The 24,697-nt window shown below is 41.5% G+C and carries 20 protein-coding genes; 4 read left to right on the forward strand and 16 right to left on the reverse strand.

What is annotated here, in order from left to right:
• Positions 1-174: 174 nt before the first annotated feature.
• The gene (locus tag DXB39_RS03420; RefSeq protein ID WP_025488760.1) at positions 175-846 is read right to left on the reverse strand and encodes a helix-turn-helix domain-containing protein; all 672 of its coding nucleotides are present in this window, start codon (positions 844-846) and stop codon (positions 175-177) included.
• A gap of 495 nt (positions 847-1,341) precedes the next feature.
• Here DXB39_RS03420 and DXB39_RS03425 point away from each other — a divergent pair, with 495 nt between their 5' ends.
• From DXB39_RS03425 to DXB39_RS03435, 3 genes are all read left to right on the forward strand, one after another.
• Positions 1,342-2,403: a replication initiation factor domain-containing protein gene (locus tag DXB39_RS03425; protein ID WP_278336361.1), complete on the forward strand. Its 1,062-nt coding sequence runs from the start codon at positions 1,342-1,344 to the stop codon at positions 2,401-2,403.
• Entirely contained in the window at positions 2,403-2,606 is a 204-nt protein-coding gene (locus DXB39_RS03430; protein ID WP_002610247.1) for an excisionase, read from the forward strand. The genes DXB39_RS03425 and DXB39_RS03430 overlap by 1 nt, the downstream gene beginning before the upstream one ends.
• Before the next feature lie 78 nt (positions 2,607-2,684).
• Complete coding sequence (locus tag DXB39_RS03435; protein WP_055157190.1) at positions 2,685-3,878, forward strand: site-specific integrase; 1,194 nt, start codon at positions 2,685-2,687, stop codon at positions 3,876-3,878.
• 575 nt (positions 3,879-4,453) lie between these two features.
• Here DXB39_RS03435 and ppdK read toward each other — a convergent pair.
• From ppdK to leuB, 15 genes are all read right to left on the reverse strand, one after another.
• Positions 4,454-7,090 carry a pyruvate, phosphate dikinase gene (gene ppdK, locus DXB39_RS03445; RefSeq protein WP_117840960.1) on the reverse strand — a complete coding sequence of 879 codons (2,637 nt, stop codon included), beginning with the start codon at positions 7,088-7,090 and terminating at the stop codon, positions 4,454-4,456.
• A 205-nt stretch (positions 7,091-7,295) separates the two neighbouring features.
• Positions 7,296-8,693, reverse strand: coding sequence for a glycine--tRNA ligase (locus DXB39_RS03450; RefSeq protein ID WP_022243038.1), 1,398 nt, complete (start codon positions 8,691-8,693; stop codon positions 7,296-7,298).
• Positions 8,694-8,711: 18 nt separating this feature from the next.
• On the reverse strand, positions 8,712-9,323 hold the full coding sequence (locus DXB39_RS03455) for a hypothetical protein (RefSeq protein WP_117697063.1): 612 nt from the start codon (positions 9,321-9,323) through the stop codon (positions 8,712-8,714).
• Between the two features lie 104 nt (positions 9,324-9,427).
• Positions 9,428-10,168 carry a DNA repair protein RecO gene (gene recO / locus DXB39_RS03460; RefSeq protein ID WP_022243040.1) on the reverse strand — a complete coding sequence of 247 codons (741 nt, stop codon included), beginning with the start codon at positions 10,166-10,168 and terminating at the stop codon, positions 9,428-9,430.
• The gene (locus DXB39_RS03465; protein ID WP_117697057.1) at positions 10,113-10,301 is read right to left on the reverse strand and encodes a YqzL family protein; all 189 of its coding nucleotides are present in this window, start codon (positions 10,299-10,301) and stop codon (positions 10,113-10,115) included. The genes recO and DXB39_RS03465 overlap by 56 nt, the downstream gene beginning before the upstream one ends.
• A 78-nt stretch (positions 10,302-10,379) precedes the next feature.
• Entirely contained in the window at positions 10,380-11,291 is a 912-nt protein-coding gene (gene era, locus DXB39_RS03470; protein WP_022243042.1) for a GTPase Era, read from the reverse strand.
• A gap of 45 nt (positions 11,292-11,336) precedes the next feature.
• A complete protein-coding gene (locus DXB39_RS03475) occupies positions 11,337-14,255 on the reverse strand; it encodes an insulinase family protein (protein ID WP_330416444.1) in 2,919 nt (972 codons plus the stop codon).
• Between the two features lie 151 nt (positions 14,256-14,406).
• Complete coding sequence (locus tag DXB39_RS03480) at positions 14,407-14,607, reverse strand: cold shock domain-containing protein (RefSeq protein ID WP_022243044.1); 201 nt, start codon at positions 14,605-14,607, stop codon at positions 14,407-14,409.
• Between the two features lie 120 nt (positions 14,608-14,727).
• A complete protein-coding gene (locus DXB39_RS03485) occupies positions 14,728-15,639 on the reverse strand; it encodes a mechanosensitive ion channel family protein (RefSeq protein WP_117697049.1) in 912 nt (303 codons plus the stop codon).
• A 31-nt stretch (positions 15,640-15,670) separates the two neighbouring features.
• The gene (locus DXB39_RS03490) at positions 15,671-16,909 is read right to left on the reverse strand and encodes a DUF1015 domain-containing protein (protein ID WP_117697047.1); all 1,239 of its coding nucleotides are present in this window, start codon (positions 16,907-16,909) and stop codon (positions 15,671-15,673) included.
• A 120-nt stretch (positions 16,910-17,029) separates the two neighbouring features.
• Entirely contained in the window at positions 17,030-18,193 is a 1,164-nt protein-coding gene (locus DXB39_RS03495; protein WP_117840958.1) for a phosphoglycerate dehydrogenase, read from the reverse strand.
• The gene (gene serC, locus DXB39_RS03500) at positions 18,193-19,275 is read right to left on the reverse strand and encodes a 3-phosphoserine/phosphohydroxythreonine transaminase (RefSeq protein ID WP_022243048.1); all 1,083 of its coding nucleotides are present in this window, start codon (positions 19,273-19,275) and stop codon (positions 18,193-18,195) included. The genes DXB39_RS03495 and serC overlap by 1 nt, the downstream gene beginning before the upstream one ends.
• A 52-nt stretch (positions 19,276-19,327) precedes the next feature.
• Positions 19,328-21,001: a biosynthetic-type acetolactate synthase large subunit gene (gene ilvB / locus DXB39_RS03505; RefSeq protein ID WP_117840957.1), complete on the reverse strand. Its 1,674-nt coding sequence runs from the start codon at positions 20,999-21,001 to the stop codon at positions 19,328-19,330.
• Between the two features lie 58 nt (positions 21,002-21,059).
• Positions 21,060-22,742, reverse strand: coding sequence for a dihydroxy-acid dehydratase (gene ilvD, locus DXB39_RS03510; protein ID WP_117840956.1), 1,683 nt, complete (start codon positions 22,740-22,742; stop codon positions 21,060-21,062).
• 50 nt (positions 22,743-22,792) lie between these two features.
• Entirely contained in the window at positions 22,793-23,893 is a 1,101-nt protein-coding gene (gene leuB / locus DXB39_RS03515; protein WP_022243051.1) for a 3-isopropylmalate dehydrogenase, read from the reverse strand.
• Between the two features lie 449 nt (positions 23,894-24,342).
• Between leuB and DXB39_RS03520 the strand changes: the two genes are divergently transcribed.
• On the forward strand, positions 24,343-24,684 hold the full coding sequence (locus DXB39_RS03520; protein WP_117697038.1) for a phenylpyruvate tautomerase MIF-related protein: 342 nt from the start codon (positions 24,343-24,345) through the stop codon (positions 24,682-24,684).
• Positions 24,685-24,697 lie beyond the last annotated feature (13 nt).

The following is a 24,697-nucleotide window of genomic DNA, read 5'->3' on the forward strand; positions in this document are numbered from 1 at the left end:
AATCAGCATACCCTTTGAATATTTTCTGCATTGAACATACACACTTTTTCTTTCTTCCTCTTGATTACCTACCACAGAAAAGAAAAAGCCCTGTCAAGAGCCTTGCCACCATTGGTGGTGCTTTGCACTCTTTACTGGGCTTTTTGTTTGCTGTATCTTCCATGCAAGAGGAAATTAAAGACCTCTGTTCCATTTCGCCTTTAGATAATCTTCATAATCTCCCTCGTTAAAGTCTACTTGTGGAGAAGTATTAGGAATATTATTTCTGTTGTCAATATCCGCAAGCTGACGGAATATCCAATCATCATAAGGGTCGTGGTATTTATATTCTTTAGGCTGTTCTCTGTATCGGTCTAAACCTCGCATTTCCTTATGCACTTTCATTATGCGTTCCAATTTCTGACGCTGTATCAACTGCTTGATTTCCATAAGTTCTTCCAACTCCGTAACCTCATTGGTAATGTAGTTATGAATATACTGTATGAGTTTATATTCCATGTAAAATCTACATTCTCTTTCGTCATTGAAAAATTCATTTTCAGACAGATAATCTAAAGAAACATTAAAATCCTGTTCCCGTTTGATAACGTCCATGATATATGGCTCGGTGTGGTCGATATATTTCCATTCCCCTGATAACAATTCATTGGGCGTTACACCCAGCACGTCCATTATCTTCTCCAACGTATCAAAGGTAGGATAATTCACACCACGTTCAATCTTGGAAAGGCTCTGCATATTGATACCGATTTTGTCCGCAAGTTCCTGTTGTTTCATTTTCCTGTGTTTTCTTATGGTTTGTATGTTCTCTCCTAAGAAACTGATTTTCTTTTCATAATGCTCCATAACTTAGTATAACCGCTCCTTTCGTTGCTTTTCTTGGTATTTATAAGCATATCATACTTAATATATATCCAAAAGTCAACAAAAACTTCTTGACAAGTAATTCTAATGGCGTTATTATCGTATTAGAAAGAGTGATTAAGCACGCTAGGGTCAATCACATGCTTGAGTAAGCATATAGAATAGATATTTTCACTTTGATAGCATGAATAGGCATGGACTATCAGACTGAAAATCGGGTTTCTGACTGGGCTGTTCCGTTTAGCCACGAGCCTTACAAGGCTCGTGAGCGTTAAGAACGGGGCAGACACAGGAAGAAAGGGAACGCCTTTCGGCGTTCGTAAAGGGCGTATATGTAACACCGCCCTGCGTATACATGTCATAGTACCTAGAAACTGTGATAAATAAAGGAAAAAACACAATTTTTACCCCGCAAAAAAACGGGGCATACGAAAGGAGAAATGCACTATAACTACACACAAAAATTTATCCGTTAAGATTGATTACATCAGCATTGTATTTGAAACGGCAACCGCTGAAGATGTAATCATGCACATTTTAGATTTACCGACTGACATTTTCAATGTTTATCCAGCAATGATAAAATTCAAGACTTATCAAGCACGCTGGCAGATTGGAGATATTTATGTATCGGGGGACGCAAGAAAGACAGAGGATAACCCACAGGGGCTAGGCTGTTATCTTGTTATGACTGGCAGAGGTTGTGATGATATTTTCCGTATTCTCGATAGTAGGAATTGTACCTTTGGAGATATGTTCCGACGCTGTGAGCGAAGATACGGACTGGATAACTTCCATTTTACAAGACTTGATATTGCCATTGATGATAAGAACGAAAAGCCATTCTTTATCATAGAGCAGATAAAGAAGAAATGCGAAAAAGAGGAATTTATTTCTAATAGTGAGGGCTACCACTTTGACGAAAGCAAGTTTGATGATTTCGACACCGCAAAGACTGTTTATATCGGTGCTGGTAAATCGGGATTGTCCTACCGCTTTTATGATAAAGATAAGGAAGTCTGTTCAAAACATAATAAGACACTTGATGAAGTTGGCAGTTGGAAACGGACAGAAATGCAACTGCGTGATGATAAGGCTCATGCTTTTGCCATGACATTCAAAGACAGACCGCTGGAACTTGGGGAACTGGCTTTCGGGCTATTGGCAAACAACCTACGCTTTGTCGTGCCAAACAGAAATGAAAGTAATAAGAGCAGATGGAAAACGTGTCGGTTTTGGGAACGCTTTTTAGGGGCTGTGGAAGTCTTGAAAGTGCAAGTACCGAAACTACATAATTCTCTTGAAGAAACACAGCAATGGCTCACAGAGGGTGGCGTGATTTCCGCTGTCAAAAGTTTTTACTTCTTAGAAGAACATGACGCATTAGGTGGACTGGAAAAAGTGGGAACTATGCTTGATAAGGCAAGATACAGTAATTCCCTTTCCAGCAAACTAACCGCCCACTTACAGAGGATAAACCGCACCGACCTTATCCCCTATATCCAGTATGACACAAAACAAGGGAAAGGGGGTATCTAATGAATAACAACGATATTCCTGTATGGGAAAAGTACACCCTTACCATTGAAGAAGCGTCAAAATATTTCCGTATCGGAGAAAACAAGTTAAGACGATTGGCAGAGGAAAACAAGGACGCTGGCTGGCTCATTATGAATGGCAACCGCATACAGATTAAACGCCGACAGTTTGAAAAGGTCATTGATAAATTGGACGCAATCTAATGCAAATGAGCCTTGTATGTGTTATGATGAACACAAGTCATATCAAGGCTCTTTCCAACAAGGAAAGGAGCAGACACCATGAAAGAAAAAAGACGGGATAGCAAAGGACGTATCCTGCATACTGGAGAGAGCCAGCGAACAGACGGAAAATACTTATATAAATATGTGGACGCATTTGGAAACACAAAATATGTGTATGCTTGGAGATTGACACCCACAGACCCGACACCAAAGGGAAAACGGGAAAAACCCTCACTTCGTGAACTGGAACAGCAGATAAGACGGGATATTGAGGACGGTATCGACAGCACAGGCAAGAAAATGACGCTTTGCCAACTCTACGCTAAACAGAACACACAGAGGGCAAACGTGAAGAAAAGCACACAGAAACAACGGGAACAGCTCATGCGGTTATTGAAAGAGGACAAGTTAGGTGCTAGGAGCATTGATACGATAAAACCCTCTGACGCTAAGGAATGGGCATTACGCATGAAAGACAAAGGCTTTTCCTATAACACCATTAACAACCATAAACGCTCGTTAAAAGCGTCATTCTATATCGCCATACAAGACGATTGTGTAAGGAAAAACCCTTTTGATTTCAAGTTAAGTGAAGTCCTAGAAAATGATACCAAAGAGAAAGTCGCATTGACAGAGGAACAGGAACAAGCCCTACTCTCATTCATCAAGACGGACAATGTGTATCACAAGTATTATGATGATGTGCTGATACTGTTAAAGACAGGACTTCGTATCTCGGAACTGTGCGGACTGACAATCATGGACGTTGATTTTATCCATGAGGTTGTGGTTATCGACCACCAGTTACTAAAGAGCAAGGAACAGGGTTATTATATTGAAACGCCTAAGACAAAAAGCGGAACAAGGCAAGTGCCATTAAGCAGAGAAACGATACAAGCATTTCAACGGGTTATGAAGAAACGCCCAAAGGCAAAACCATTTGTGATAGACGGACGGGGCAACTTTCTATTTGTCAATCATAAAGGCAAGCCCAAAGTTGCCATTGATTACAATATGCTTTTTGTCCGTATGGTAAAGAAATACAACAAGCACCACAAAGACAATCCCTTGCCACATATCACACCGCATACACTACGCCATACATTCTGCACAAGGCTGGCAAGCAAGAACATGAACCCGAAAGATTTACAGTATATCATGGGGCATTCAAATATCAGTATCACAATGAACTGGTATGCTCATGCGTCCATAGATACCGCAAAATCAGAGGTTCAGCGTCTAATCGCATAAGAAGTATTTACCACGATTTTAACCACGCTTGATAGCGAAAATATAAGAAGATAGACCTAGATATGTGAGGTTTACCACAAAAGAAAAATGCCCGTAGAGCCGATAAAATAAGGCTTTGCGGACATTTAAGAAGATATAAAAAGATAGTCAAAAAGACATATATAATTTAAACTAAATAATATAATTAAACTAAATGATATGATTACTTTCAAAATATAATTACTTGAATATTATGCCTTAACTGAATTTTGTAATTAAATGGAATTTGATAAAGAAACTTAAGATTTTTTAACAAATAAGCGAATGGATTCGTAATAAGAATATTCTGTTATCATCCTGCCGGAAGAATAAGAACCTGGCAGCAAGCGAAATATAAGGTCATATAACAATCATGCTGCACAAGCTAAAAAGCACTATGCAATATAAAAATGCTATGCAATACAAAAATACTATACAATATAAGTACCATTTCACAAGATAGATAAGCCTCACCATACGGTGAGGCTTATCCTGCATATACAGCATTCCCACGATATATGAGATATGCTGTATATTATATTGTTCCTGTCCAATAATTATTTGTTAGCGATTGCTGCCTGAGCTGCTGCTAATCTAGCGATTGGTACACGGAATGGTGAACATGATACATAGTCAAGACCAATCTTGTGGCAGAATTCAACAGATGAAGGATCTCCACCGTGTTCTCCACAGATACCAACGTGAAGGTTCGGATTAACTGGCTTACCAAGTTTCAGTGCCATATCCATAAGTTTACCAACACCAGTCTGGTCTAACTTAGCAAATGGATCGTTCTCGAAAATCTTCTTGTCATAGTAAGCATCTAAGAACTTACCAGCATCGTCACGGGAGAATCCAAATGTCATCTGAGTTAAGTCGTTAGTACCGAAGCAGAAGAAGTCAGCTTCTTTAGCGATTTCATCAGCTGTAAGAGCAGCTCTAGGAATCTCGATCATAGTACCAACTTCGTACTCTAATTTAACGCCTGCAGCTGCGATCTCAGCGTCTGCTGTCTCAACAACTACTTTCTTAACGTATTTAAGCTCTTCAACTTCACATACTAATGGAATCATGATTTCAGGTTTCACATTCCAATCTGCATGCTCTTTCTGAACTTCGATTGCTGCACGGATAACAGCTTTTGTCTGCATCTTAGCAATTTCAGGATATGTTACAGCAAGACGGCATCCTCTGTGACCCATCATTGGGTTGAACTCATGAAGTCCATCGATGATTGTCTTAATCTGCTCAACAGTTTTGCCCTGAGCATCTGCTAATTTCTTAATATCAGCTTCCTCTGTAGGAACGAACTCATGAAGAGGTGGATCCAGGAAACGAATAGTAACCGGGCATCCTTCCAGTGCTTCATAAAGAGCTTTGAAGTCTCCCTGCTGATATGGAAGAATCTTCTCAAGAGCTGCTTCTCTTTCTTCTACAGTGTCAGAACAGATCATCTCACGGAATGCTGCAATTCTGTCTTCTTCGAAGAACATATGCTCTGTACGGCAAAGTCCGATACCTTCTGCTCCAAGCTCACGAGCTTTCTTAGCATCTGCAGGAGTATCTGCATTAGTACGAACTTTAAGTTTTCTATATTTGTCAGCCCAAGCCATAACACGGCCGAACTCACCAGCGATGGTAGCGTCAACTGTCTTGATTTCGCCATCGTAGATGTTACCTGTTGTACCATCGATAGAGATGAAATCTCCCTCATGGAATTCTTTTCCAGCAAGAGTGAATTTCTTATTCTCTTCGTCCATAGCGATATCACCACATCCGGATACACAGCATGTACCCATACCACGGGCAACTACAGCTGCGTGAGATGTCATACCACCACGAACAGTTAAGATACCCTGGGAAGCTTTCATACCTGTGATGTCTTCCGGAGATGTCTCAAGACGAACAAGTACAACTTTCTCTCCGCGAGCGTTCCAAGCTTCTGCATCTTCTGCTGTAAATACGATCTTACCACAAGCTGCTCCAGGAGAAGCTCCTAAACCTTTTCCGATTGGTGTAGCTGCTTTTAATGCTGCTGCATCAAACTGTGGATGAAGAAGTGTATCTAAGTTACGAGGATCGATCATAGCTACTGCTTCTTCTTCTGTCTTATGTCCTTCATCAACAAGGTCACATGCAATCTTAAGAGCTGCTGGAGCAGTTCTCTTACCATTACGGCACTGAAGCATGTATAACTTCTTGTTCTCTACTGTAAACTCCATATCCTGCATGTCATGGTAGTGATTCTCAAGAGTCTCACAAACCTTGATGAACTCAGCATATGCTTCTGGGAATTCCTGCTCCATCTGAGCGATTGGCATAGGTGTACGAACACCAGCAACTACGTCCTCACCCTGAGCATTGATTAAGAACTCACCCATTAATTTCTTCTCGCCTGTAGCAGGATCACGGGTAAATGCAACACCTGTACCAGACTCATCATTTAAGTTACCGAATACCATAGGCATTACGTTAACAGCTGTTCCCCAGGAATATGGGATATCGTTATCACGACGATATACGTTTGCACGTGGGTTATCCCATGAACGGAATACAGCTTCGATAGCTAATTTTAACTGCTCTACAGGATCAGATGGGAAATCGGTTCCTAACTGGTTCTTGTACTCAGCTTTGAACTGCTCTGCTAATTCTTTTAAGTCAGCGGCTGTAAGTTCAACGTCGAACTTAACTCCTCTGTCTGCTTTCATCTTATCGATGAGCTGCTCGAAATATTTCTTACCAACTTCCATAACAACGTCAGAGAACATCTGGATAAAACGTCTGTAAGAATCATATACGAAACGCTCGAATTTAGGATCTGGGTTTCCAGCGATCATTGCTGCAACTACTTCGTCATTCAGTCCAAGGTTTAAGATGGTGTCCATCATACCTGGCATAGATGCTCTGGCACCGGAACGAACAGAAACAAGTAATGGATTCTTGAGGTCTCCGAATTTCTTTCCATTGATCTCTTCCATTTTCTTAACGCCTTCCATAGCCTGTGCCATGATTTCGTCGTTAATCTTGCGGCCATCCTCATAATACTGAGTACAAGCCTCTGTTGTGATTGTGAATCCCTGTGGTACTGGAAGACCGATATCAGTCATCTCGGCAAGGTTAGCACCTTTTCCACCAAGGAGATTACGCATGGACATGTTTCCTTCACTGAACATGTAAACCCATTTGTTTGCCATTTTGAATTCCTCCTAATAAATTTACTTTGGTTTATTGATATGCGAACATCGTCTGTTATCAACAACAATTGATATCCACAATGTCACCCATTATGCGTGCCACTTGTCCACAAGCGCACATATTTATTTTATCATAATTTTATAGTTTCGCAACCATTTTTTCGAAATCAGACCATTCAGTCATGTAAAAAATAAAGTGTTTGATTTAGAAAGTGAATTTTTCTGCAAAATATGTATCTAAATCTTCGATTTTGATACGCTCCTGCTCCATGGTATCACGGTCACGTACCGTAACTGCTCCGTCTGTTTCAGATTCAAAATCGTAAGTTACACAGAATGGAGTTCCGATTTCATCCTGACGACGATAGCGCTTACCGATATTTCCTCTGTCATCAAATTCGCAGTTGTATTTCTTGGAAAGCTGTGTAAATACTTTCTCTGCACCTTCATTTAATTTCTTGGAAAGCGGAAGCACACCAATCTTAACCGGTGCAAGTGCCGGATGGAAATGAAGAACGGTTCTCATATCCGGTTTCTCTTCTGTTCCGATGTTCTCTTCGTCATATGCTGCACAAAGGAATGCCAGTACCACACGGTCTGCGCCAAGAGACGGCTCAATAACGTAAGGAATGTATTTTTCATTCTTGGTATCATCAAAGTAAGACATATCCTGGCCGGATGTATTCTGATGCTGTGTCAGGTCATAGTCGGTACGGTCTGCAATTCCCCACAGTTCGCCCCATCCGAATGGGAATAAGAATTCAAAGTCGGTAGTTGCTTTACTGTAAAATGCAAGCTCTGCTGGATCATGGTCACGAAGACGTAATTCTTCATCTTTCATGCCAAGGCTTAACAGCCAGTTATGGCAGAAGGTTCTCCAGTACTGGAACCACTCAAGGTCGGTACCCGGCTCACAGAAGAACTCCAGCTCCATCTGTTCAAACTCTCTGGTACGGAAAGTAAAGTTACCAGGAGTAATCTCGTTACGGAAAGATTTTCCAATCTGTGCAATACCGAAAGGCACTTTCTTACGGGATGTTCTCTGCACGTTTTTGAAGTTAACAAAAATACCCTGTGCTGTTTCCGGTCTTAAGTATACCGTATTCTTTGCATCTTCAGTTACACCCTGGAAAGTCTTGAACATCAGGTTAAACTGACGGATATCTGTAAAGTTATGTTTTCCACAGGATGGACATGGAACACTGTTATCTTTGATGAAGTTCATCATTTCTTCCTGACTCCAGCCATCTACGGAAGTCTCTAATGTAATGCCATGCTCTTCTGCATAATCTTCAATAATCTTATCTGCACGGAAACGTTCATGACACTCTTTACAATCCATAAGAGGGTCTGAAAATCCGCCTAAATGTCCGGAAGCTACCCATGTCTGCGGGTTCATAAGAATGGCACAGTCTACACCAACATTGTATGGATTTTCCTGTACGAATTTCTGCCACCAGGCACGTTTCACATTATTCTTTAATTCTACACCAAGGTTACCGTAATCCCATGTATTTGCCAGTCCACCGTAAATCTCGGAACCCGGATATACAAAACCTCTTGCCTTTGCTAAAGCTACAATTTTTTCCATTGATTTTTCCATAAAATTCTTCCTCGCATTCTATTTATAAATAATATATCTTGCTTCTGCTGTCTCACCAGCAGGAATTTCATCCACGGTTGCAGTGTTCTTATCCTTGACGGTTACTCCGGAAGAAACATACTGCAGTGTTCCATCTACCGTAACATCTACACCTTTGCTTAATACGATAACATGATAGTCATCATTTTTCATGACATCTTTGCTGTCCGCTGCATCTCCGGCAGCTCCATCTGTTACCGCTACGAAATCTGTATTAAAATCATATCCGGCAGCAATTGCCTGTACCACCGTTCCGGTAAATACGGTATCTCCCACAAATGCAGAATATGCTGTGCTGTCACTGTAATGCATACCAAGCTTTGCGACTCCGTCTTTTACGGAAAGATTTTTTAATTTTACTGTCCCGGCTCCATCATTGTCTTCATATTCTTTGATGGAATCCTTTACATACTGTTCTAACTCATTCTCATCATAATTGTCTTTGTCAAAGTCACCTACTGCAACTTCTGTGATTCCACCCTTTTTCTCCGGAAAGAGTGTTGTGGTATCTGCATCTTTTGTAGCACCGCAGCCGCCAAATATTCCACAGGCTAACAGCATTACAAGGAGTGCACTTATCTTCTTCTTCATACGAACCTCCAAATCCCTGTATCTCATAATCTCAACAATTATACTATTTTCGGTTTGGTATTTCAAGCGTTACCTCAGGCAAAATGCCCGGCTTCTCCTATAAATCAGAAAAGCCCTTCTAAAAATTGCTCTGATTTAAATGTATGGGGTGCATATTTTTCCCGAAATTCCTTCACCGTCCGAATCAGTTCAAACAACACTTTTTCTGATACTGCAAAATGAAAAAGCTTTGCTGATTCCGTGGTAATAATATACTGCATCGTATAAATGGTAGATGCATCTAACCGTCTGCCATGCTCGGTTTCGCTGCAGGAATCACAAAGAAGCCCGGCGCGCTGCACACTGAAAAACTGCATCGGTTCCTTTCTTCCACATTTCTGGCAGGAAAAAAGATTCGGATATACTCCATTTAGCACCATCATTTTCAATTCATAAATCACGCGGACCAGCCGGTTATCAAAATTCTTCTTTCCAAGTGCCTTTAAGGACTGGTAAAGAAGCTTTAGCATTTCCCGGTCATCACTGTTTTCCTGGGCATAATATTCTGCCATCTCAAGAAAATAAAATCCATAGTATGTATCATTCAAGTCTGTGGTGAGTTCGGTAAAATAATTTTTAATTTCTGCCCGCACCACATTGTAGGAGGTACGGCCCTCATAGACTTCAAACTGTCCGAAGGAAAAGGGATTGCAGGCTGCCAGCAGTGTACTGTTCGGTCTTCTCGCACCTCTGGCAAACGCCGTAATCTTTCCCCTCTCCAGGGTCAGTATCGTAATTCGTTTGTCATATTCACTGATTGGCATTGCGGTAAGCACCATACCCGTAACCATCACGTTTGTGCCCACGGTCCTGTTCACCTCTTACTTTCTCTTTCAGGCTGCCCAATCCATCCTGTTCTTCTTTTTCCTGTTCCTTAAACTTAAGATAATCATCTACACTTCCGGTCAAAGTAAAATGATTCCAGCTTGCTCTTACCATATGCTTCCTTCCTGCCCTTTCTTCATACTTGTATGAAATTAGGTTTTCCAGAAGCACTTAAGATAATACTGTCAATATTTAGAATTCCTCTTCCCGGTATCCAAAGTTCTTAATCATATAATCGCTGTCACGCCAGTCTTTTTTCACTTTTACCCAAAGCTTTAAATTAACCTTGGCATCTAAGAGGTGCTCAATCTCATATCTGGCATTGGTACCAATCTTCTTTAACATGGCTCCCTGCTTGCCGATAATAATTCCCTTGTGGGAATCCCGCTCACAGATAATCGTGGCATCAATATCAAACATTTTCCTGCCTTTGCGTTTCTTCATCTGGTCAATAGAAACGGCAATTCCATGAGGAATTTCTTCATTTAAAGCATGTAAGGCTTTTTCACGAATCAGCTCTGCCACAATCTGACGCTCCGGCTGGTCGGTAATGGTATCTTCATCATAGAACATCGGACCATACGGCAGATATTTAAAAATCAAATCAATGATAACATCCGTATTTTCTCCCCGCAGTGCAGATGCCGGTACGATTTCCGCAAAGTCATAAACTTTACGATAAGTGTCAATATACTCAAGCATCTTATCCTTGTTATCCAAGGTATCTAATTTATTGATAACCAGAATAACCGGTGTCTTTACGGTCTTTAATTTTTCGATAATATGCTGCTCTCCTGCACCGATAAAATCACTCGGTTCCACCAGCCATAAAATGACATCCACTTCATTCAATGTGTGTTCTGCCACATTTACCATAAATTCGCCCAGCTTATTCTTTGCCTTATGGATACCAGGTGTATCCACAAAAATAATCTGTCCTCTGTTTTCATCCGTATAAATAGTCTGGATACGGTTTCTGGTAGTCTGCGGTTTATTGGATGTAATTGCAATCTTCTGTCCAATCAGATGATTCATCAAGGTGGACTTTCCTACATTCGGCCGTCCAATCAGTGTTACAAAGCCTGATTTAAAATTTTCCGTCATACTTACTCCTTCTTATGTATGCTGCGGGACTATTACCCACAGCTTTTAATAAAGATTCTTTACTTCTAAGAACATATCTTTTTCTGCTTCTACATTTTCCTCTGCACCGATGACACACAAGGCATCCTGTGCGAGTACCGCTTCAATAAGTCCTGCGAGATTTTTGATGTTTTCCGGCTGTGCATCTAAAACTTCATTTCTCTCACGCTGTAATTCCTCATAAGAAATATTGGTAAGATAAGCACTTACGGAACGCATGCCCTTGGCAGCCGGATTCAACGGGGTATCCATATCACTTACTGTTCCGATGATATATTTTGTCATATCACGTTCATCTGCATCAAAAGCTCTTAAATATGCCGGGATACCTTCGTAAATCTCATTGGTGCTCTTAAGGTTCGGGTCACGGTAAGAAGTGAAATATGCATCTCCGTTCCGCATAAATCCGCTCATACAGCCATATGCACCACCCTTTACCCGGACATTAATCCAAAGGTAATCATAGCTTAAAATTACTTTTAAGATACGAAGTGCTCCGGTATAGGAATATCCTTTCGATAAATAATTTCCGGCTCTGGATACATACTGTACTTTGGATGCATCTAAGAAGCCTTCATTCTTTTTCTCACAATGGAAGGTAACTGCTTCTCCCTCTTTCTCTCCATCCGGTAAAACAGTTAAGAACTGCGGGAATTTTTTTTCTAACAGCTGATATCCTTCTGCGTCTGCCGTCAGGGAAATCAACAGTCTGTTCTTTACAAATATTTTCTCTGTAAGGCTTCTTAATTTATCCATTAAGAACTGCTTCTTTTCTTCAAAATGTTCTTCTAATTCTGCAATCGTCCGGTACAGTGCAATTCCGCCAACCAGGTCATTGAATCGGGCTACCGGTGAGAAATAAGACATTGCCCGCATGGCAGATACGGAATGTCCGGCAGAGCTTAAGGACATCTGCAGTCTCGATTTGATACGCGCTAAAATCTCATAGAGACGTTTTTCATCTGTAATCTGTGTGCCCATCAGAATCTCAGAAAGAAGTCTAAGCCCCTCTTCTAAATTCTGATAAAGAATCTTGGAACGTACTTCGTATTTTGCATGGAAACTGTCTTTTTTCTTGGTATCCGCATAAATATTAATCTGGGATGAGATACCGCCGGTCTTAAGATCAATCTCATTTGCTAAGTCTGCATAGTTATAATGCTCCGTATCCATATAACCAAGTACAGCTTTTAACACCCCAAGGTATGGCAGTTCTTCTTCTGTAATATCACCGATATCAAACATCAGATTCAGATAATGAATGCCATTGGAATAAATGTTGGTATGAATGGTTTCGATGCCATTGCAGCTTACCTTTTCATATACCAGCGGCTGTGCTTCACGCTTCATGTCCTGCCGTTTTAACATCGGAATCTTCATCAGGTCTTCCTTTGGTGACGGCTCTTCCTGATACTGTTTTAAATGCTTTGTATCCTCTACTAACTTATCAATCTCTTCTTCTGATAAGTCTCTCTTATAAGCAGCCAGTTTCTCTTCTAATTCTTTTTCCAGCCTGGCATTTAAGCCTTTTTCCGGTTCAATGGATACATAGGATTTATGGCTGTTATCCAAAAGATATTTCTGAATCAGTTCTTCAAAATATCCTGTTTCAATCTTTTCCTTTAATGCTGCAAATACGTCTAATATTTTAAGATATAAGAATGGTTCGTCATCATCATAAAGCCAGCTGTCCATACAGGATAATCCATAAATTAATCCCTTCGGGAAATTACCGTAATCTGCTTCACGGAATTTGAATTCTTCACTGTTGATTCCTGCTAACAGGGATTTTCTATTGAGACCGTCTTTGACGATTTTCTTTAAAGTATCTTCGATAATTCCTACAAACTTCTCTTCGTCTTCTTTATTGGCATTCTTTGCCACCACTGAAAAGATTGGCTGTAAGGTGCTGTTATCAAATCCACCCATGATATCTTTTCCGATTCCTGCATCAATAAGTGCCTGCTTCAACGGTGCTCCCGGTGCACTTAACAGTGCATAATCCAAGACATCAAATGCCAGAGTCAGTTCACTCTCAAGATTCGTTCCGATTGCCACATTATAGGAAAGATATGCATTATCCTCTAAGCTTTCGGAAGATGCAATGGAATATGGCTTGCTGATGGTTACCGGCTTTTCAAAAGGAGCCTGCAGCTGAATTGCGGAATCTACTTCGATTTTATCATAATGGCTTAAATATTCTTTATCGAGAAATTCCAGTTTTTCGTCCATATCCATATTTCCATAAAGGTAAATATAAGAATTACATGGATGATAGAATTTCCGGTGGAAATCAAGGTACTGCTCATAAGTAAGCTCCGGAATTACTTCCGGGTCACCGCCGGACTCATTACTGTATGTGGTATCCGGGAACAGGGAATTTAATACTACACGGTCTAAGACACCTTCCGGAGAAGAAAATGCGCCCTTCATCTCATTGTATACCACTCCATTGATGGTAACCGGTGCATCTTTATCCTCTAATTCATAATGCCAGCCTTCCTGTTTGAAGATTTCTTCTTTCTTATAGATATTCGGATGGAACACAGCGTCTAAGTATACATCCATCAGATTAGCAAAATCTTTATCATTGCAGCTTGCCACCGGATAAACGGTCTTGTCCGGGTAAGTCATGGCATTTAAGAATGTATTTAAAGAACCCTTCACCAGTTCCACAAACGGGTCCTTCACCGGGAACTTGTCTGAACCGCACAATACCGTATGCTCAATGATATGTGGTACGCCGGTGCTGTCCTCTACCGGAGTACGGAATCCAATATAAAAGACCTTATTTTCATCATCATTGGAAATAAGGCTGATTTTAGCTCCACTCTTTTTATGTCGAAGCAGATATCCCTTTGCATGGATGTCTGTCAGATTTTCTTCTTTGATTAATTCATATGCTGTTAACGCTGCTAAATTCAAATGTTTTATCCTCCATGTTCTCATAATCTGACTCACAGTCTTTATCAGTATAACACATTTTTTTTACATTTACACCTGATAAACCTAAAAACAGGAAGACGGATATCCATCTTCCTGCTCTGCGCTTATTTCATATTCAACTCTATACGAATTAACCTAAGCGAACTACGTTAGCTGCCTGAGGTCCTTTTTCTCCTTCTACTACCTCAAATTCAACTGCTTCTCCATCTTTAAGCTCTTTGAATCCATCCATATTTAATGCGGAGAAATGAACGAATACATCATTTCCTTCTGCATCTGAGATAAATCCATAACCCTTCTTTGCGTTAAACCATTTTACAGTTCCCTGCATTTCTTTTTCCTCCTAATACACAATAAATCTAAAAAGTTGCACAAAATTGTGCACGACTACATGGCTAACAGTAGCATATTTTCCAATATTTGTCAAACTTTTTCACTTTTTTGCCCGATTTTATACCGGATTCTTTACGTTGACATCAAGCTGCGGGAACGGAATTTCGATTCCATTTTCATCCAGAGCATTTTTCATCTCCTCAGTCAGTGCCCAGCGGATATCCCAGTATAAATCAGTCGGCACCCACACTCTTGCACCAATGGTAACACTGCTGTCTCCCAATTCCGATACAAAGACCTGCACCGCCTCATCCTTAAGCCGGCGTTCTTCGGAAAGAAGCAACTGCTCTATCACAGCCTTCGTCTTCTTTAAATCCGCCGAATAGGACACCCCTACTTCCAGGTCAATCCTGCGTTTCTCACTGTAGGTTACATTGGTAAGGCTGCTGTTAGCTAAGATTCCATTTGGAATTACGATAATCTTATTGTCAACACTCTTTAACTTGGTGTAGAAAATCGAAATCTCTGTTACCGTTCCTTCGTTGCCATGGCTGTCTTCTACAATATAATCCCCCACTTTAAACGGTTTTAACATCAGTATTAATACGCCGCCGGCAAAGTTGGATAAGCTTCCCTGCAGTGCCAGGCCTACCGTCAGTCCTGCAGAACCTGCAATTGCCATTACAGATGTGGTTGCAATTCCAAAGAGCGAAAGAATGATTACAATCAAGAAGAAATATCCAATGCACTTGACCAGTGCATCCATAAACTGTTTTACACCCTTGTCAGCATCCTTTTTATCCAGCCATTTCCGGACGAGTTTCCGGAAAAGTTTGATTAACTTTACGCCAATGGCATATACCACGCAGGCAATCACCACCTGAAAGAGAAACGCCAGTAAATCCGGCACCAGCCCCTCCAGGTAAGTACGTATCACGCCCGGTTTCTTCATCTGTTCAATAGCATCGCTGACTTCTTCCGCTGTAATGCCCTCTGTGCTGGCCTCTAATGCGGTCAGATAAAATCCCATTTTAATATCCTCCAGTTATTTATGAAAGTTATTATGAAAGTGCATGAATAAATAATCCACTGCGAAGTTTTGGCTCAAACCAGGTGGATTTCGGCGGCATCAGTCTTCCGGCATCTGCTACTGCAAACAACTCTCCGATGCTGGTCGGATACATGGCAAATGCCACTTTACAGTCACTATGTACTCTGCGCTCCAATTCCTCCAGTCCACGAATTCCACCTACGAAATCAATCCGCTTATCGGTCTTCGGGTCTTCAATGCCAAGTACCGGATGCAGTAACACATTCTGTAAAATTGATACGTCCAGCCCATCTACCGGGTCACTGCTTAAATCCGCCTCTTTCATCCGGCAGGCATACCAGTTATCCCCAAGGTACATGCTGAAACTTCCTTTTTCAGCCGGATGAACCGCTTTCTTCTGTGGTGCTCCCACTTCAAACAGGTCGTTCATCTTTCCAAGGAATTCCTCTTCTGTCATTCCATTTAAGTCTTTTACCACACGGTTATAATCCATAATCATAAGCTGGTCATCCGGGAATAATACGGATAAAAAATAGTTAAATTCCTCAGTTCCGTCATAATCCGGATGCTCTGCTCTCCGCATCAGTCCTACCTTTACTGCGGATGCTGCACGGTGATGACCGTCTGCGATATAAATTTCTTTTATCTTTGCAAATGCTTCCTCGATAGCCGCAATATCTTCTGCCTCTGCAATTCTGTATACACGATGTCCGATTCCATCCTCTGCCACAAAATCATAAAGAGGTGCTGTCTTCTTTACCTTCTCTACCACTGCATTGATGACATCATTGGAACGGTATGCTAAGAAAATCGGTCCGGTCTGTGCATCACAGATATTTACATGGTTGATTCTGTCCTGCTCTTTATCTGCTCTGGTATTCTCATGTTTTTTAATGACCTGATTCTGATAATCATCAATCGAAGCACAGGCTGTAATACCGGTCTGCACCCTTCCGTCCATGGTCAGTTCGTAAATATAATAGCACGGTTTCTCTTCTTTTACGAAATCACCTTCTGCTACCATATCCCAGAGCATGTCATGGGCTTTCTTATATACCTCCGGTGCATAAGTGTCTACGGAATCATCAAACTGTGTCTCGGCACGGTCAATGCGAAGAAAGCTTTTGTCATGTCCTTCTACCGCTTTCTTTGCTTCTTCTCTGTTATATACATCATACGGAAGTGCTGCAATCTCTGCCGCCTCATCCTCTCTTGGTCTGATACATAAAAATGGTCTGATATCTGCCATTATTTTCTCCTTCCTGCGTAATTGCGAAAAACACGCTTTGTGAGTTTCCTGCGTAAGAGAAATGGACTGTCGCGGCGTAACCGGGCAGTCCATATATTATCTTTTTCTCACCTGCATTTATTATTTTACAATACGAACCTTTAATACACCATCTAAGGTCTGAAGTTTCTCTTCTACTTCTTTGGTAACAGGTGCATCTACATCAAGCAATGTACATGCATAATCGCCACGGCTCTTATTGGTCATATCAGAAATGTTGATATTTGCATCTCCTAAAATAGAAGTATAGCTGCTGATCATTCCCTTTACGTTACGGTGTAACAGTAACAGTCTTCCTGCACTCTTGCACTCGCCCATATTGCAGTCCGGATAGTTTACAGAATGTGTAATATTTCCATTCTCTAAGAAATCACGAATCTCTTTTACTGCCATTACTGCACAGTTATCTTCGGATTCTTCGGTAGAAGCTCCAATATGAGGAGTTACGATACAGCCTTTCTTTCCAACTGTGGTTGGATTTGGGAAGTCGCTGACATATTTTGCAATCTTTCCTTCCTCTAATGCTACTACCATTGCCTCTTCATCAACCAGTAAGTCTCTTGCAAAGTTCAATACTACAGTGGTAGGTTTCATCATTGCAATTGCTTCTGCATTAATCATTTTCTTGGTAGAATCTAAAAGCGGAACATGAATTGTGATATAATCACAGTTCTTGTAAATTTCTTCTACAGCATTTACATGATTTACATTGCGTGATAAGCTCCATGCAGCATTTACAGAAATGTATGGGTCATATCCGTATACTTCCATACCAAGATGTGTCGCAGCATTTGCTACTTTAACACCGATGGCACCAAGTCCGATAACGCCAAGCTTCTTTCCTGCAATTTCGCTTCCGGCAAAGTTCTTCTTCTGTTTCTCAGCAAGTTTTGCAACATCTGCATTGCCTTCCTCGCCTTTTACCCATTCGATTCCGCCGACTACGTCACGGGCTGCCAATAACATTCCTGCAAATACCAGTTCCTTTACACCATTTGCGTTTGCACCCGGTGTATTGAATACTACGATACCTGCTTCTGCACATTTATCCAATGGGATATTATTTACACCTGCACCGGCTCTTGCAACAACTTCCAAAGTCTTTGGAAGTTCCATATCATGCATTGCTGCACTTCTTACCAGGACTGCCTGTGCATCTTTGATATCATCTACTTTGTTATATTCATCTGACAAAAGGTCTAAGCCTACACCAGCGATTGGATTTAAACATGTATAGTTAAACATTATGCGTTCTCCTCCTCAAACTTCTTCATAAATGCTACCAGCTTCTCAACACCCTCTTTTGGCATTGCATTGTAAATGCTGGCACGCATACCGCCAACGGTTCTGTGTCCCTTTAAGTTTACAAAACCGGCTTCGGTTGCTTCTTTGACGAATTTTGCATCTAAGTCAGCATCACCGGTAACGAATGGTACGTTCATAAGAGAACGGTCTTTTGGAACTACAGTTCCCTTGAATAACTTGCTCTGATCTAAGAAATCATAAAGAATCTTAGCTTTCTCTTCGTTACGCTGTTTCATAACTTCGAGTCCGCCCATCTTCTTTAACCATTTGAATACTTTACCACAGATATATATGCCGTAGCATGGTGGTGTATTGTAAAGAGAATCTGCGTCTGCCTGAGTCTTGTATTTTAACATGGTAGGTGTTCCCGGAAGAACATCATCTGTAATTAAGTCTTCACGAATGATTACGATTACAACACCTGCAGGTCCAACGTTCTTCTGAACGCCGCCGTAGATTACTCCGTATTTGGTTACATCAACCGGTTCTGATAAGAAGCAGGAAGATACGTCTGCAACAAGTGTATGTCCTTTGGTATTTGGAAGTTCTTTGAACTTGGTTCCATAAATCGTATTGTTTTCACAGATATATACATAATCTGCATCTTCCGGAATATCCAGATCTGAACAATCCGGAATATAAGAGAAGGTCTTATCTGCTGAAGATGCTACTTCTACTGCATCCCCATACATTTTTGCTTCCTGGTAAGCTTTCTTAGCCCACTGTCCAGTTACAATGTATGCAGCTTTCTTATTTTTCATCAGGTTCATTGGAATTGCAGCAAACTGCTGGGAAGCTCCACCCTGTAAGAATAATACCTTGTAATTATCCGGGATATTCATTAAGTCTCTTAAATCAGCTTCTGCCTCTTTGATGATGTTGTCATATACTTTGGAACGATGACTCATCTCCATTACGGACATTCCACATCCTCTGTAGTCTAACATCTCATCTGCTGCTTCCTGTAAAACTTCTTCCGGTAATACTGCCGGACCTGCAGAAAAATTATATACTCTGCTCATTTTCTAATTCCTCCTCACTTCTTACACATATCTTTCTATATGTAATGGCTTATTATTTTAAATCTTCCTCGGTAAACACCTCAGATATAGCTGCCCCCGGTGCTACCATTGGCCACACCTTATCATCACTATCAATTATACAGTCTATAACAACTGGTGTACTACTTGCAAGTGCTTTTTTCAAAATATCGACAAATTCTGCCTGACTGGTTGCCCGATATCCCGTTGCTCCCATGGCTTCTGCCAGTTTTACAAAATCTACTCCATCGTCTAAAACAGTTGCAGAATAATGCTTCTCATAGAAAAGTGTCTGCCACTGTCTTACCATTCCAAGCACATGGTTATTAATGATAACTTCGATTAACGGAAGCTTCTGACGGACTGCTGTTGCAATCTCATTCATATTCATACGGAAACATCCGTCACCGGCAATATTGATAACCTGTTTATCCGGATTTGCTATCTGCGCACCGATTGCTGCCCCCAGTCCATAACCCATGGTTCCAAGTCCGCCGGATGTCAGAAGTGTTCTCGGCTGTTTGTATTTATAATACTGTGCTGCCCACATCTGATGCTGTCCGACCTCCGTTACCATGATAGCATCTCCGTTGGTCTGACGATAGATTTCTTCGATTACGAACGGACCGCTTAATCCTTCCGGATGATAGCTCAATGGATATTCTTTCTTGTATTCCATGATGTGCTCCATCCACTCTTTATGCTCCATCGGAGATAACATCGGATTGATTCTTGCAAGAATCTTCTTTAAATCACCAATTACGCTGTTTGTTACCATGATATTTTTATTAATCTCTGCCGCATCCACATCAAACTGTAAGATTTTTGCATGATGGGCAAATTTCTTAGCATTTCCAAGCACACGGTCTGAGAAACGGACACCTACTGCAATCAGAAGATCGCACTCGCTGACTCCTAAGTTTGAAGTCTTGGTTCCATGCATTCCAAGCATTCCGGTATAACGTTCATCGGTTCCGTTAAATGCACCTTTTCCCATCAGGGTATCACAAACCGGTGCATCCACCTTATCCACAAACTCTCTCAATTCATCCGAACAATCGGAAATCACGGCACCGCCGCCCACAAAGATATATGGTTTTTTCGCTTTCTGAATCAAAGCAACTGCTTCTTCTAAATCTTCCTCCCGGATGGTTTCTGTCACACGCAGTACCGGTTCAATACGCTGTGCGTTATATTCTGCCCTGTTAGCAGTGACATCCTTTGGAATATCCACAAGAACAGGACCCGGTCTTCCTTTTTTTGCAATGCGGAATGCCCGGCGGATGGTATCTGCCAGATCATTGACATCTTTTACAATAAAGTTGTGCTTGGTAATCGGCATGGTAATTCCTGCAATATCAATTTCCTGGAAACTGTCTTTGCCAAGAAGCGGCACATTGACATTACAGGTAATTGCTACCATTGGAACAGAATCCATATATGCGGTTGCAATTCCGGTTACCAGATTAGTTGCACCCGGTCCGCTGGTGGCAAAGCACACACCAACTTTTCCGGTACTTCTTGCATATCCGTCTGCCGCATGGGAAGCTCCCTGCTCATGGGAAGTTAAAATATGTTTTATTTCATTACTATGTTTATATAACTCATCATATACATTTAAAATTGCACCGCCCGGATAACCAAATACCGTATCCACGCCCTGCTCTTTCAAACATTCTATTACGATTTCAGCACCTGTTAAGAGCATTGAAATTTCCTCTCTTTCCAACTTATCTTTCTGCTGTATATTTACAGATTACCGGTTCTTATTTTTCTTCCCCGGTACCTGGAATCTGTAAAATTGCACCGCGGTTTCCTGAAGTAACCATGGAAGCATAACGTGCCAGATATCCGGTTGTTACCTTCGGTTCTCTTGGCTGCCATTTTGCTTTACGGGCTGCCAGTTCTTCATCGGATACTGCAAGTTCTAACTTCATTTCCGGAATGTTAATCTTAATGATGTCGCCTTCTTCTACCAATGCGATTGGTCCGCCTACGGCTGCTTCCGGTGAAACATGACCGATGGATGCTCCACGGCTTGCGCCGGAGAAACGTCCGTCTGTAATCAATGCTACGGAAGAACCAAGTCCCATTCCTGCGATTGCAGAAGTCGGATTTAACATCTCACGCATACCAGGGCCGCCTTTTGGTCCTTCGTAACGGATCACGACTACATCACCGGCAACAATTCTACCACCCTTGATTGCTGCAATGGCATCTTCCTCACAGTCAAATACTCTTGCCGGTCCTTCATGAACCATCATCTCTTCTACGACTGCGGAACGTTTTACAACGCCGCCGTCCGGAGCAAGATTTCCTTTTAATACGGCAAGACCACCGGTCTTACTGTATGGATTATCCAGTGGACGGATAACTTCCGGATTCTTATTGACTGCATCTTTGATATTCTCGCCTACGGTCTTACCGGTTACGGTCATACAGTCTGTATGTAAAAGTCCTGCATCTGCTAATTCTTTCATGACAGCATAGACACCGCCGGCTTCATTTAAGTCTTCCATATAGGTCGGGCCTGCCGGTGCCAGGTGGCAGAGGTTCGGAGTCTTCTCACTGATTGGATTTGCAAAGGAAATATCAAAATCAAATCCTACTTCATGTGCGATTGCAGGCAGGTGAAGCATACTGTTGGTAGAGCAGCCTAACGCCATATCTACGGTCAGTGCATTTAAAATAGCATCCTTTGTCATAATATCTCTTGGACGGATATCTTTCCGATACATATCCATAACTGCCATTCCGGCATGTTTTGCTAATTTGATACGCTCGGAATATACGGCAGGAATAGTTCCGTTTCCACGTAAGCCCATACCAAGTGCCTCGGTCAGACAGTTCATGGAGTTTGCGGTATACATACCGGAACAGGAACCACAGGTCGGACATACTTTCTCTTCATATTCTCTTACTTCTTCCTCTGTCATTGTACCTGCTGCATAGGAGCCTACTGCCTCAAACATGGAAGATAAGCTTCTCTTGCGTCCCTTTACATGACCAGCTAACATCGGGCCACCGGAAACAAATACGGTAGGAACATTAATTCTTGCTGCTGCCATCAGAAGTCCCGGTACGTTCTTATCACAGTTTGGCACCATAACCAGTGCATCAAACTGATGGGCTAATGCCATACATTCGGTGGAATCTGCAATTAAGTCTCTTGTTACCAGGGAATATTTCATTCCGATATGTCCCATGGCAATTCCATCACAAACTGCAATTGCAGGGAATACAACCGGTACTCCACCTGCTTCTGCAACACCTAATTTTACAGCGTTTACAATTTTATCCAGATTCATATGGCCCGGTACGATTTCATTATAAGAACTTACGATACCAACCATTGGTTTCTTCATTTCTTCTTCGGTAAATCCCAAAGCGTTAAAAAGACTTCTGTGCGGAGCCTGCTGCATTCCGGCTTTTACATTATCACTCTTCATCTTTATTCTTCCTCTCTTTTTTATTGTTCTGTCTGAAAATTTCTTATCTCTTACAGATTCTCTACGATTAAGTCACCCATTCTGGCTGTTCCTACCTGGGTTACGGTTGCTTTCTTTGCTTCTTCCTGTGGCATAATGTCAATAGTACGATAGCCTGCCTTTAATACCTTCTTTACGGCATTTTCAATGGCATCTGCTTCTTTATCGAGATCAAAGGAATATCTTAACATCATCGCTGCACTTAAAATGGTTGCAATCGGGTTTGCAATTCCTTTTCCTGCGATATCCGGTGCAGAACCGCCGCTTGGCTCATAAAGACCGAATTTCGTATCATTTAAGCTTGCAGAGGATAACATTCCGATGGAACCGGTTACCATACTTGCTTCATCCGATAAAATATCTCCAAACATATTCTCAGTTAAAATTACATCGAACTGCTTCGGGTCTTTTACCAACTGCATGGCACAGTTATCTACCAGCATATGCTCATATGTTACTTCCGGATAATCCTTTGCTACTTCTTCTACAATCTTTCTCCAGAGTCTGGAGGAATCCAGTACGTTTGCCTTATCCACGCTGGTTACTTTCCTGCGGCGTTTCATGGCAATGTCAAATCCACGTTTTGCAATTCTGCGGATTTCATTTTCGTTATATGTCAAAGTATCGGTTGCCGTCATCACACCGTCCACTTCTTCTGTCTTTCTCTCGCCAAAATAAAGTCCGCCGGTCAGTTCACGCATAATCATCATGTCAAATCCGTCTCCGATAATATCATCACGCAGTGGACATGCTTCCTTTAATTCTTCATAAAGGTATGCCGGTCTTAAGTTAGCAAAAAGGTTCAATGCTTTTCTCAATTTCAAAAGGCCTGCCTCCGGGCGAAGGGATGGCTCTAATTTGTACCAAGGGGATGTTGCTGTATTTCCTCCGATGGAACCCATCAGAACTGCATCTGCCGCTTTTGCATGTGCAATGGCATCATCGGTCAGCGGTACACCGGTTGCATCGATAGAACAACCGCCCATCAGTATCTCGTCATATGTAAAGGTGTGTCCGAATTTTGCTCCAATGGCATCTAACACCTTTCTTGCTTCGCTTACAATCTCCGGTCCGATTCCGTCACCGGCAATTACTCCAACATTATAATTCATGGGTAAATCCTTCTTTCTTTTCCTATTGCATGCATCCCAATTTCATAACTACTGATTATGGTAATGCTCATTATCCTATATCATAGCTTATTTATCCGAAGAATTCAATAAATTTTACCATTATAGTTTCTCATAGTATTTATAATCTGTGGTTATATTCTATTCTTTTGGTATGATTTGTTGTTATTATACAAATCTTTTTCTTGTCAGAATGGGATTGGTACAGTAGACTTGAGGTAGGTATTTTATAGGAGATGAGAAAGGTTCTATGATTCATCAGATATGGATGCGAGGCAAAACGGTAAGGGGCAGCAGGCATTTCTACCGCAATACTAATACCGTACGGCAACCGGTGCAGATTCACATCCATGTTCTGATGAATCATAGCTTTTTCACTCTCACCTATATAACGAGCCAATTAACTTATCCATTCGTAAGGAGGACTAACAATGCCATTTATTAACATGAAAACTACTGCTACTTTAGATATTGCCAAAAAAGATACCCTGTCCAAAGCACTCTGCACCATTACCAGAGACTGCATTGGCAAAGGCGAGAACTGGGTTATGACCGGGTTCGAGGGTAATGCTTCTCTTTGTTTTTTAGGGAGCACCAAAGATATTGCTTATGTAGAAGTGAAATGCTACGGCTATCCGACTAAGCCACAGATGAATCTTATGACAAGAAAAGTCTGCTCTCTCTTAGAAACTGAACTTGGTATTCCGAAGAAGCGAATCTACGTTGCTTACTTCCCGACCGAGGACTGGGGATGGAATGACAGTAATTTCTAGGGGATTAGAAAAG

This window comes from Roseburia sp. OM03-7AC (assembly GCF_003462625.1).
Lineage (GTDB): Bacteria > Bacillota > Clostridia > Lachnospirales > Lachnospiraceae > Roseburia_C > Roseburia_C amylophila.

Excerpts from the sequence above, each read along its gene's own strand:
- DXB39_RS03430 (WP_002610247.1), top strand. The coding sequence starts at position 2,403 with ATGAATAACAACGATATTCCTGTATGGGAAAAGTACACCCTTACCATT.
- DXB39_RS03455 (WP_117697063.1), bottom strand. The coding sequence starts at position 9,323 with ATGAAGAAGAAGATAAGTGCACTCCTTGTAATGCTGTTAGCCTGTGGA.
- ppdK (WP_117840960.1), bottom strand. The coding sequence starts at position 7,090 with ATGGCAAACAAATGGGTTTACATGTTCAGTGAAGGAAACATGTCCATG.
- DXB39_RS03435 (WP_055157190.1), top strand. The coding sequence starts at position 2,685 with ATGAAAGAAAAAAGACGGGATAGCAAAGGACGTATCCTGCATACTGGA.
- era (WP_022243042.1), bottom strand. The coding sequence starts at position 11,291 with ATGACGGAAAATTTTAAATCAGGCTTTGTAACACTGATTGGACGGCCG.
- DXB39_RS03520 (WP_117697038.1), top strand. The coding sequence starts at position 24,343 with ATGCCATTTATTAACATGAAAACTACTGCTACTTTAGATATTGCCAAA.
- DXB39_RS03495 (WP_117840958.1), bottom strand. The coding sequence starts at position 18,193 with ATGTTTAACTATACATGTTTAAATCCAATCGCTGGTGTAGGCTTAGAC.
- leuB (WP_022243051.1), bottom strand. The coding sequence starts at position 23,893 with ATGAATTATAATGTTGGAGTAATTGCCGGTGACGGAATCGGACCGGAG.
- ilvB (WP_117840957.1), bottom strand. The coding sequence starts at position 21,001 with ATGCTCTTAACAGGTGCTGAAATCGTAATAGAATGTTTGAAAGAGCAG.
- DXB39_RS03450 (WP_022243038.1), bottom strand. The coding sequence starts at position 8,693 with ATGGAAAAATCAATGGAAAAAATTGTAGCTTTAGCAAAGGCAAGAGGT.
- DXB39_RS03465 (WP_117697057.1), bottom strand. The coding sequence starts at position 10,301 with ATGGTAAGAGCAAGCTGGAATCATTTTACTTTGACCGGAAGTGTAGAT.
- ilvD (WP_117840956.1), bottom strand. The coding sequence starts at position 22,742 with ATGAAGAGTGATAATGTAAAAGCCGGAATGCAGCAGGCTCCGCACAGA.
- DXB39_RS03420 (WP_025488760.1), bottom strand. The coding sequence starts at position 846 with ATGGAGCATTATGAAAAGAAAATCAGTTTCTTAGGAGAGAACATACAA.
- DXB39_RS03490 (WP_117697047.1), bottom strand. The coding sequence starts at position 16,909 with ATGGCAGATATCAGACCATTTTTATGTATCAGACCAAGAGAGGATGAG.
- DXB39_RS03480 (WP_022243044.1), bottom strand. The coding sequence starts at position 14,607 with ATGCAGGGAACTGTAAAATGGTTTAACGCAAAGAAGGGTTATGGATTT.
- serC (WP_022243048.1), bottom strand. The coding sequence starts at position 19,275 with ATGAGCAGAGTATATAATTTTTCTGCAGGTCCGGCAGTATTACCGGAA.
- DXB39_RS03485 (WP_117697049.1), bottom strand. The coding sequence starts at position 15,639 with ATGGGATTTTATCTGACCGCATTAGAGGCCAGCACAGAGGGCATTACA.